This is a genomic window from Streptomyces sp. NPDC007929 (genome assembly GCF_042959065.1).
Taxonomy (GTDB): Bacteria; Actinomycetota; Actinomycetes; order Streptomycetales; family Streptomycetaceae; genus Streptomyces.
On sequence record NZ_JBIBKD010000004.1, the window covers coordinates 843,589 to 851,323 of the forward strand.

Consider the following 7,735-nt stretch of genomic DNA (forward strand, 5'->3'; position numbering starts at 1 on the left):
CCTTCTTGTGTGTCTGGGAACCGTGTGGGCCGGTGCCGGCAGGCCGTGTGGCCGTCGTCGACGGGGCGGGTCGGGTCGGCCCTGATGATGTATGAGGACTCGCACGACATGAGGAAGGGGACGGCGGCGACGATCCTCGGGGAGCGGCGAGGTGCCTGAGCGGCTGCCGGCTGCGATCCCGAGGCCCTCCATTTCGTACGCGCCGCTACACCGCGGTGCAGATCATCTGCATCTCGACCGGGGTGTTGAGCGGCAGCCCGGCGACACCGATCGCGGTGCGGGCGTGCCGTCCGTTCTCGCCCAGTACCTCGATGAGCAGTTCACTGGCCGCGTTGGCGACCTGCGACTGCTCACCGAAGTGAGGCGTACTGGCCAGACCCAGGGCCTGGAGCCTTTCTGCAGCCGAGTCACCCCTGACGGTGTGAGGCAGGGGCTGAGTCATGCCACCACCCTCTTGCTGTGCGTCATTTTCCTCAGTTCTCGGCTCGGGCTCAGGCGTCAGGGGCGCGGCAGGCCGAAGAGGACCGGCAGGTCGGCGATGTCGGTGATCCGCTCGTAGCCGAGCCAGTGCTCGTCGTGCTCCCAACCGCGGTCGACGTACACCTTGTTCTCGATGCCCATGATGGCCGCGGAGCGGTGGTCGTACATCGGGCTCGCGGAGACGTGGACGATCTCGTCGGGTGCCACGCCGAGCTTGTCGAGCATGTACTCGAAGGCGCGGAGTCGAGGCTTGTAGACGCCCATCTCCTCGGCGCTGATGATGACCTCGAAGGGAGCCTTGAGGTTCTCCGCGAGGCGCACGGCGTGGGCGGCGTCGCTGTTGGTGACGATGACCAGCGGGACTTCCTCGGCCAGACGGTTCAGTGCGTCGGTGACACCGGGGTACGGGCCCCAGGTGGGGATGCGCTCGTACACCGCCCGCGCCTCGTCCTCGCGGTACTCGATGCCGACGCTGCGCGAGGCGCGCTCCATGGAGCGCGCGACGACCTGGTGGAACGGCTGGTACGCGCCCGTGCACTCGTCGATTCGGTACGCCTTGCAGATCCGCAGGTACTCATCGGCGACCTCGGCCGGCAGCCGGTCGCCCAGGACCTCACGCATCGTGTCGTTGATGGCGAACTTGATCAGCGTTCCGTTCATGTCGAACGTCGCGTACTTGGGCTTGATGTCGAATGCCACTGGTCCTCCATGTGTGCTTGGGTGGGGCAATCCGATGCGTTGGTCGATTGTCGACCATCCGGCTGGTCGATTGTCGACCGAATGTGTCCGGGCTGTCAACAGGGCCGGGGGGCCTGGTGGGGGGCCTGGTGGGGGAGGGGGATTGGCTCCCCTTCTGTGCGCATGAGGTGATCCACTGGCGCGGCCGCTCGATGCCGTCGGTGCAACCGGCGGAGGTATAGTCGACAAACGACCAAGTGGTCGGCGATCACTGAGGGAGGGTCACGGGGTGGACCACAAGTTCGAGTGGCAGGAGCAGCGGACGACGACGCCCGAGGGCGTCTACCGCACACTGCGTGCCGCCATCCTCGATGGGACCGTGCCTCCTGGTGGCCAGCTGCGCGAGGCGCACATCGCCGCGGATCTCGGCATCAGCCGGTCTCCGCTGCGCGAGGCGCTGACCAAGCTGGAGGAGGAAGGCCTCGTCGTAAAGATCCCCTACCGTGGGGCGTTCGTAGTAGAGGTGAGCGCTCGGGAGGTCGCCGAGATCGACTCGGTCAGACTGCGTGTCGAGCCGTACGCCGCCGAGCTCTCGGCCGAAGCGCTGCGCGGTCCTGAGCGGCCCCAGTTGCTGCAAACCGTCGAGGATCTTCGCCGTGCCATGGAGAAGGACGACATCCCGGCCAGCATCGACGCGCACCTCCGGTTCCACAGGCTCTTCTACGATCTCTCGGGCCACGGTGTCCTGCAGAGTCTCTGGAACGGCTGGGAGACCAAGCTGCGTCTCCATCTCAGCGTCGACCACCGCACCTACAGCGATGACCCGCAGCAACTGGTCGTCGAGCATGAGAGGTTGGCCGCCGTTGCCCTGGGCGGTGACACCGACGCGTTCCGCCGGGAACTGGCTGCCCATTTCCCCATGGGGCTGGGGGACAGGACGGAAGACGCGGAGGAGCCCGCTCCCTGAGTGGGTGTGCGTAGCCTGGGCGGGTTCGCGCTGTGGCCTGGCCGCCTGTGAGAGTCACGCCCGCGTACGACAGGTACAGGTCACCCGCCAGATCGGCTTGGGTGTCGCGTACGGCCGCATCCCGGCACGCAGAGTGGTGTGCCACACCTGCGACATGGCCGAGACGGCACACTGACCCGCACGGTGCGCTCGTCGCACCGCCATCGGTCGCCGAACGCGCGCTGCCCGTCGGCGCGGGCCCCTTCTCGGCCGGCCCGGATGCCGTTCCGCACGCTGGTGCGGCGTCCGGGCCTCTTTCGTGGTCGCGGTGAAGGTCCGGCGTTCCTCCTGGCCCGCGCGCGCTCGCACCGGACCGCCACACCGCGCTCCCGAGCTGATTCCGTGGCCGCGTTCGAGGTTGAAGTTCGTATTGACAGTGCTCAACAGGCCGCCATATGGTCGACAAACGACAATAGGCCGACGGTTTTAAGCCGCTATAAGGGGTTTTGTCGGCGCCACTGCTCGAGAGAGAGCCGAGCACAGATGATCAAGATTCATGAGACTTCGGCAGCGAGCACCGACTCGGCTTCCGATCGGCTTCAGGCCCTGGGGCTTGCCCTTCCCGAGCTCCGGGAGAACCCGTACTACGTGCACCACCGGACGGTGGGCTCCAGCATCCACATCTCGGGCCAGCTGCCCTACCGGGACGGTTGGCTGCTGGGTCAGGGCACTGTCGGCAACGACGTCGACCTCGAGACGGCGCGGTCACTCGCGCAGGATGCCGCGCTGAACTGTCTTGCCGCCGCCGTGCAGGCGGTGGGCGATCTGGACCGGGTCCGGATCGTGCAGATGCTGGTCTTCGTGGCCAGTACGCCTCACTTCGGTGAGCAGTCGCAGGTCGCCAACGCGGCCAGTGAACTGCTCATCGAGGTACTGGGCGAGAACGGACGGCACGCCCGCACCGCGATCGGTGTCGCCGGGCTGCCGCTCAACAGTCCGGTCGAGATCCAGATGGTCATCACCGCTGTGTAGAGCGTCCTCGACGGCGGTGCACCAGTACCCGAGTACGCGCGACATCGCGGGCCGCGCGCGCACTCGGAATCCAGGGGGAGCGGGGTCAGCACCCACATCCCTCGATCACTTTCTCTCGATCACTTTCCCTCGATCGTTTTCCTCGATCATTCCTGGCAGAACCACAAGGAGAGCAGCGTGAACCAGCTGCAACGAGCACTCGACGCTCTGGTCGAGCGGATCGACACCCCCGCGCCTGTCGTCCTGGCCGACGTCATGCAGGGCAACATCGACCGCGTCCAGGGCTTCGCCGACCAGCACAACCTCAAGGTCAGACCGCACGTCAAGACGCACAAGTGCGTGGAGATCGGGCGCCGTCAGACAGAGGCCGGCGCGGTCGGCATCACCGCGGGAAACGTCGGTGAGGCCGAGGTCTTCGCCGCGGCCGGGTTCGACGACATCTTCCTCGCCTACCCGATCTGGGCCGCGGGCTCGAAGAAGCCCCGGATCCGCCGGCTCGCCGAGTCATCCCGACTGCGGGTCGGCGTCGACAACGTCGCGGCGATCGAGGCCCTCGCGGACGCGATGGGAGACGAACCTGGCCGCCTCCAGGTCGTGATCGAGGTCGACTGCGGCGCCCGCCGTTCCGGGGCGCCGCCCGAGTTCGCGGGCGACCTCGCCCTCGCTGCCCGCAAGCGCGGTCTGGTGCCGGTGGGCGTCTTCACCTATCCAGGCCACGGCGGCGCCGACCAGGACGCCCGCCGACGCGCCGCGCAGGACCAGGAGGCCGCGCTCATCACCGCGGTACGCAGCCTCGAAGGCGTCGGGGTCACCGCGGAGGTCGTCAGCGCCGGCTCCACTCCCACCCTCGCGTTCTCCACCAGCAGCGTGATCACCGAGATCCGTCCCGGCGAGTACGTCTTCGGCGATCTGAACAACGCCCGGCTGGGCTCCTGCACGGAGGACCAGATCGCGCTGTTCGTCGCCGGCACCGTGGTCAGCGACTGGGTCCCCGACCAGGTCATCGTCGATGTGGGCAACAAGGTCCTCAGCAAAGAAGGCAGCCCCGAGATCGGCTACGGCGGCATCGCCGGCACGCAGGCGGTCCTGTCCAAGGTCAACGAGTACCACGGGTTCCTCCCGCTACCGGACGGCGACTTCCGCCCCCGCGTCGGCAGCGTCGTCCCCGTGGTGCCCAACCATGTGTGCCCCGTCGTCCTCGGTTTCGAGGAACTGATCGTCACCGACAGCACGGGCACGTCGCTGGAGCGCTGGCCGGTCGACGCCCGCGGTTTCCTCAACTGACCGGCGCGGGACGGGAGTTCGTACCCGAGCCCGCGACCCGACCGACCTTCCCCGCAAGGAGTGCCTGACATGAGACTCGACAATGTCACCGCCCTGGTGACAGGTGCCAGCAGTGGCATAGGGCAGGCGGTGAGTTCCCACTTCCGCCGTGAGGGCGGGCGGCTCCTGCTCACCGGCCGCAGGGAGCGGCTCGACAGCGCCGAGCCCGACGACCTGTACGTGCCGGGAGACCTCAACGACGAGACGTTCGTCGAGCACCTGGCCAAGCAGGCCGCAGAGACCTTCGGCACCGTCGACGTCGTCGTCCTCAACCACGGCCTACAGGCCGACGGTCCGCTCACCGAGATGACCTGCGACGACGCGAGGAACGTGCTGGAGAGCAACCTGCTCAGCGCCTTCCTGGTGATGAAGCACTTCGCCCCGCTGATGCCCGAGACCGGCGGCTCGTTCGTCTGCGTCAGTTCGCGGCTGGGCATGGTCGGCATGGCCGGGCAGGTCATGTATTCCGCCGCCAAGGGGGGCCTCATCATGCTCGCCAAGGGCGCGGCGATCGAATGGGCCCCGCGCAACATCCGGGTCAACGTCGTCGCCCCGGGACTGACCGCCACACCCATCATCGAAGCGGCGTTCCAGCGCAAGCCCGACCCCGAGGCCTACCGCCGCCAGCGCGAGAGCACGATCCCGCTCCAGCGCCTCGCCACCCCTGAAGAGGTCGCTGACGCGGTGCTCTTCTTCGCCTCGCGGGAGTCGTCGTACGTGACCGGATCGGTCCTGACCGTCGACGGCGGGTACACCGCCGGCTGAGCACCCTGCTGGGCATCACCATCAGCAAACCGCCACCCACCCGGTCACCCACGGCCATCGGCAAGGCAAGCGGGCGATGCACTGTCCGCGTTCGCCGCGTTCGCCGCGCCTGCCGCCCTGAACAATCCCCACCCGCATGCGAGGTAAAGCCCCCGCACAGCTGGGTCCCACGCGTCCCCAGATGAGGAGTATTGCCATGAGTGATGCCCAGATCGGCCGTAGAGCGCTCCTGCGCGGTGCAGGCGGCCTGGCCGCCCTCGCCGCTCTTCCCTCCCTCTCCGCCTGCGGTACCGGCTCCAGCCGGACAGCCGGTGGCAGTGGTGGCAAGGGCGGCAAGACGGTGGTCGTCCGTGACAGTGGCGGTTCCTATGGTGCGGCTCTGCAGAAGGCGATCTACACGCCGTTCACGCAGGAGACCGGTATCCAGGTGAAGGTGCTGAACCTGGACGACGCGCCGCTGCTGGCGCAGATCAAGCAGGGCCGGCCGCAGTGTGACCTCATCAACAACTCGATGATGTCGCACACCAAGTACGTGAAGCAGGACGCGCTGGAGGCGCTGGACCTCGACCGGATCAAGAGCGTGAAGAGCGCGAAGATCCCCGAGAACCAGATCACCGACCACGCCATCAGCCACGCCTTCTACGGCCAGTGCATCGGGTACCGCACGGACGCGTTCGGGGGTAAGAAGCCGGAGTCGTGGGCGGACTTCTGGGACACCAAGTCGTTCACGGGGAGCCGCGCGATGGTTCACCCGGATGGTGATCTGCCGGAGTTGGAGTTCGCGCTGCTGGCCGACGGCGTGCCGATGGACAAGCTGTATCCGCTGGATGTGGACCGTGCCTTCAAGGTGCTGACCCGGTTGCGGGGCGACATCAAGAAGTTCTGGGACAGCGGCCCGCTCCCGGGTGTCCTCCTGAGCCGCCAGGAGGTGACGATGTCGACCGTCTGGGACGGCCGTATCGCCGATCTGGAGAAGCAGGGCGTTCCGGTCGCCCGGCAGCTCAACGGGATGCGCCGCCAGTTCTCGGGCTATGCCATCGCCAAGGGCGCGGCGAATGTGGACAACGCCTACAAGCTGATGGATTTCTCCCTGCGTGCTGAGAGCCAGGCCAACCTGGTCAAGTTCTTCCCGTCGAACCCGTCCTCGCCCGTGGCCTACGCCAAGCTCACGGAGGAGCGGCGCAACGCGTCCGCGGGTGCGCCCAAGTATTACGACAAGGGTTTCGACACGGACATCGACTGGTGGCTGAAGAACGAGTCGGCCGTCACCAAGCGCTGGTTGGAGTGGGCTCGTGGCTGAATTCGGTATCGCGGCGCCGTCGGTGAAGGTGGCCGGCAACAAGCCGGCCACGGCGACCGGCAAGGCGCTGTCGGTGGTGGCACTGCGCAAGACCTACGGGGACGTGATCGCTGTCGACGAGGCGTCGATGGAGATCGCGGCGGGGGAGTTCGTCACCTTCCTCGGTTCCTCCGGGTCGGGCAAGACCACGACGCTGATGATGATCGCCGGGTTCTGCGAACCGGACTCCGGCACCATCACCGTCGGAGGCCGTGACGTCACCCGCCTGGCGCCGCAAAAGCGCAACCTCGGTTTCGTCTTCCAGCAGTACCTGCTCTTCCCGCACATGACGGTCAGCGAGAACGTCGCTTTCCCGCTGACGCTGCGCGGGGTGGGCAAGGACGAGATCCGCCGGCGTGTCGGGGAGACGTTGGAGATCGCGGGCCTGTCCCGCTTCGGCGGGCGGAAGCCGCGTGAGTTGTCCGGTGGTCAGCAACAGCGGGTCGCCCTGTGCCGGGCCCTGGTCTACCGCCCGCCGGTCATCCTCATGGACGAACCCCTGGGCGCGCTGGACAAGAAGCTGCGTGACCAGCTCCAGGTGGAGATCAAGACGATCCAGCAGGAACTGGGCCTGACCGTCATCTATGTGACGCACGATCAGGAAGAGGCGCTGGTGATGTCGGACCGGATCGCGGTGATGCGCAACGGTCTGATCGAGCAGTTCGACACCCCTCGCGAGCTGTTCGAGCGGCCGAGGACGCCGTTCGTGGCGGACTTCCTCGGAGCGGCCAACTTCCTGCCCGGCCGTATCGAGCAGCACGACGGCGACCACACTCTCGTCCGCCTCGACAACTGTGGTGGCTTGATCAAGGCCCGCCATCACGACCTCGCCTCGGGCGCCCCGGTCAAGGTCGCCGTCCAGCCCGGCCGGTTGCGGGCCTGTGCCACCGATGACGGGTTCTGTACCGGCACGGTGGAGACCGCCACGTACGTGGGCACTCTGGTCCGGGCGGGCGTACGCATCGACGGCAAGGATGCGCCGTTGATGCGTCTGGAGGTCCCCGCCGGCCGCGGTCCCGTTGCGGGTGAGCGGATCGGGCTCACCGCCGAGGCGGACGACGTCAACCTCTTCCCCGCCGACGAACAGGCGGGGTGAGTCATGGCTGCCACCCTCACCGCGGGCGCTCCCGCACGACCGCGCAAACTCCTCGCATCACGCCGGACCCGCGTCG

At 67.5% G+C, this 7,735-nt stretch carries 8 protein-coding genes; 6 read left to right on the forward strand and 2 right to left on the reverse strand.

Annotated elements, in window-relative coordinates:
* Window positions 1-205 precede the first annotated feature (205 nt).
* Entirely contained in the window at window positions 206-442 is a 237-nt protein-coding gene (locus ACFZDE_RS17345) for a RidA family protein (RefSeq protein ID WP_390999736.1), read from the reverse strand.
* Between the two features lie 56 nt (window positions 443-498).
* A complete protein-coding gene (locus ACFZDE_RS17350; RefSeq protein WP_391200486.1) occupies window positions 499-1,179 on the reverse strand; it encodes a haloacid dehalogenase type II in 681 nt (226 codons plus the stop codon).
* 268 nt (window positions 1,180-1,447) lie between these two features.
* On the opposite strand from ACFZDE_RS17350, the gene ACFZDE_RS17355 reads away from it, so the two are divergent.
* The 6 genes from ACFZDE_RS17355 (at window position 1,448) to ACFZDE_RS17380 (ending at window position 7,659) form a co-directional block, all read left to right on the forward strand.
* A complete protein-coding gene (locus ACFZDE_RS17355) occupies window positions 1,448-2,125 on the forward strand; it encodes an FCD domain-containing protein (protein ID WP_390999730.1) in 678 nt (225 codons plus the stop codon).
* Window positions 2,126-2,647: 522 nt separating this feature from the next.
* Window positions 2,648-3,136: an Atu1372/SO_1960 family protein gene (locus ACFZDE_RS17360; RefSeq protein WP_391200487.1), complete on the forward strand. Its 489-nt coding sequence runs from the start codon at window positions 2,648-2,650 to the stop codon at window positions 3,134-3,136.
* 177 nt (window positions 3,137-3,313) lie between these two features.
* Window positions 3,314-4,420 (forward strand): alanine racemase, encoded by a 1,107-nt coding sequence (locus ACFZDE_RS17365; RefSeq protein WP_391200488.1) that lies wholly within the window; start codon window positions 3,314-3,316, stop codon window positions 4,418-4,420.
* Between the two features lie 69 nt (window positions 4,421-4,489).
* Window positions 4,490-5,224 carry an SDR family oxidoreductase gene (locus ACFZDE_RS17370; protein WP_390999722.1) on the forward strand — a complete coding sequence of 245 codons (735 nt, stop codon included), beginning with the start codon at window positions 4,490-4,492 and terminating at the stop codon, window positions 5,222-5,224.
* 196 nt (window positions 5,225-5,420) lie between these two features.
* Entirely contained in the window at window positions 5,421-6,524 is a 1,104-nt protein-coding gene (locus ACFZDE_RS17375; RefSeq protein ID WP_391200489.1) for an extracellular solute-binding protein, read from the forward strand.
* Window positions 6,517-7,659, forward strand: a complete 1,143-nt coding sequence (locus ACFZDE_RS17380) for an ATP-binding cassette domain-containing protein (RefSeq protein ID WP_391200490.1) — start codon at window positions 6,517-6,519, stop codon at window positions 7,657-7,659. The genes ACFZDE_RS17375 and ACFZDE_RS17380 overlap by 8 nt, the downstream gene beginning before the upstream one ends.
* Window positions 7,660-7,735: the final 76 nt, after the last annotated feature.